Consider the following 2,057-nt stretch of genomic DNA (forward strand, 5'->3'; position numbering starts at 1 on the left):
TCTCAGCACTACCATTTTGACAATGTCTTCCACCATCGGGTACTGTTCCAGGTATAGCATGTGAGCCTTAACTTGCTCTAAGGACTGCCTTTCAGTGTCGGTAAGTTCTGGTAACTCGTCCTGCCACTCTCGGAAAAATTCGTCATCCTCTGCTGGGGTCAGGTCAAATTTGACCTTCACGTCATGCAAGCTAAGTTCTGTGACTGGAATCGTCTTCACCATCAGGATTGAGCCAAGGTCTGTCTTAACCTCTCGGGAAACCTATGATCGTGCGCCGCGAAACTTAGGTGAGCTTACCACTAGCCTATCAATCAAACTGCCGATAGCTCCAGGCTCGACCTACTAATGCGATCGCTAAAATCACCGTTGGAGCCAGGATCCCGATCATCCCATTAACGGATGTAGCGGCAATGGGTACACTGGGGGCAACGTATTTAATAATAACAGAAATTATCGTGGAGAGGATGACGAGTTTGAGAATGAAGCTTAGTTGATTATCCATGTTGCCATTGCCCTATTGCTATTACTATATTATTGCCATTGGTGAATAACCACTAGGTAATGTCATGATAAGAGGTAAAACCACCAAGTCATGGGGTTTGAGGGATTCTTAAGGCAAGCTGCGGATGGAACATAATGTGAAAAAGACTAATTCTACCGACAATCACGATAATCAGCGCTTACAGCTATTTATTTACCTTGTCCCCATCTTTGGCTTGTTTCCAGCACTGTGGACATTGTACCACTCTCAGGGAAACCGACAGGAAAAAACGGTGAGTCGCTTGTCCGTCACCTTGGCCTTTGGTTGGTTGCTAGGGTACAGTTTATTATCAGCAGGAGCACAATTGTCGGAATTTTGGACATTACGCTTGCTGTTTCTCAATGCTATGCTGACATCTGGCTATTTTCTGGTCAGTTTCGCTGTGATGGTGCGCTTATGGCAGCGCCAGTCACCACGCCTGCCTTGGATTAGCCGGATCTCTGAAGGAATCCTGGGCAAGTATTTGTCCTAGTCTAGGGGTTTACTTAAATAAATGATGTACTCTAATGATGGTTTTGACTGACGGATTGGGCAAGCTTGATCGAAAATTTACCTGATCAGGCAGCAACCTGTTAAAAAACCTGCTATAGAGTATTAATACTAAACCTTAAGATGGAAGCTCCAGGTCAACCATGTGAAACCGGTCAGCAGTGAATAGTCTTCTTCTGTCAATACCATCCCTATTGCCTGTGTGTGAGGAAGCCCAGTGCCAGTTCAAAGAACTTATCGAAAACGCCGTGTAGTGAGAAGACCTACTCGCCCCGTTCGCAGAAAAAAGGTAAAAGTCAAGGGAGGGAATTTGCTCTGGCTTTGGCTAGGTTTTACCGCAGTGGCCATGTCATCTGCGGCAGCAGGTGCAATCCTAGCTGTATCCCTGGCAAGTACCCCTTTGCTGCAAAATGAACTGACTCCGGACGAGAAATCTGTATTTAACCAAGAAGAAACCATCTCCAGCAACAGCATGCACTTGCCGGAGTTGACTCGACCAGTTAATATCTTATTTCTTGGTATTAAAGTCCTAACCTCTGATCTCAAGCAACCCCCAGAAGTAGACCTGGGATACCACGCTCTGGTCAATTCCTTAGAGGGTTTGTCAGATACCATGCTCCTGCTACGGTTTGACCCAAATGGGGAAAAAGTCAAAGTGCTGTCCATGCCTCGTGATACTCAAACTCGTATTGAGAAACATGGTAAAATCAAGCTCAATGCTGCCAATTATTTTGGCGGACCTGCCCTCACAGCAAAGGCGGTCAGTGATCTTCTCGATGATGTGCCCATTGACCGTTATATCCGAGTAAACGTTCAGGGTGTGGAAAAACTGGTGGATGCCTTGGGAGGAGTTACGGTCTATATTCCCAAGGATATGAAGTACACTGACCACTCTCAACACCTTTATATCAACCTCAAAAAAGGCAGACAGCACCTGGATGGTAATAAAGCGATGCAGTTCCTGCGGTTTCGCTACGACAAGTATGGGGATATTGGTCGAGTTCAGCGGCAACAAATGCTGATGAGA

General features: G+C 46.0%; 3 protein-coding genes and 1 pseudogene. 2 read left to right on the forward strand and 2 right to left on the reverse strand.

The window, feature by feature from the left end:
* Together F6K20_RS35885 and F6K20_RS35890 are read right to left on the reverse strand one after the other, a co-directional pair.
* Nucleotides 1-222: pseudogene (locus F6K20_RS35885) on the reverse strand (restriction endonuclease subunit R); the annotation flags it as partial.
* A gap of 85 nt (nucleotides 223-307) precedes the next feature.
* Complete coding sequence (locus tag F6K20_RS35890) at nucleotides 308-502, reverse strand: hypothetical protein (protein WP_008181624.1); 195 nt, start codon at nucleotides 500-502, stop codon at nucleotides 308-310.
* Nucleotides 503-626: 124 nt separating this feature from the next.
* Between F6K20_RS35890 and F6K20_RS35895 the strand changes: the two genes are divergently transcribed.
* Entirely contained in the window at nucleotides 627-1,013 is a 387-nt protein-coding gene (locus F6K20_RS35895; protein WP_008181625.1) for a hypothetical protein, read from the forward strand.
* Between the two features lie 234 nt (nucleotides 1,014-1,247).
* A partial coding sequence (locus F6K20_RS35900) for an LCP family protein (RefSeq protein ID WP_287298002.1) occupies nucleotides 1,248-2,057 on the forward strand: 810 nt, incomplete at its 3' end.

It is taken from the genome of Moorena sp. SIO2C4 (assembly GCF_010672485.1).
Classification (GTDB): domain Bacteria; phylum Cyanobacteriota; class Cyanobacteriia; order Cyanobacteriales; family Coleofasciculaceae; genus Moorena; species Moorena producens.

Bases quoted from the DNA above. Each gene is read 5' to 3' on its own strand.
- F6K20_RS35890 (WP_008181624.1), bottom strand. From the start codon at position 502: ATGGATAATCAACTAAGCTTCATTCTCAAACTCGTCATCCTCTCCACG.
- F6K20_RS35895 (WP_008181625.1), top strand. From the start codon at position 627: ATGGAACATAATGTGAAAAAGACTAATTCTACCGACAATCACGATAAT.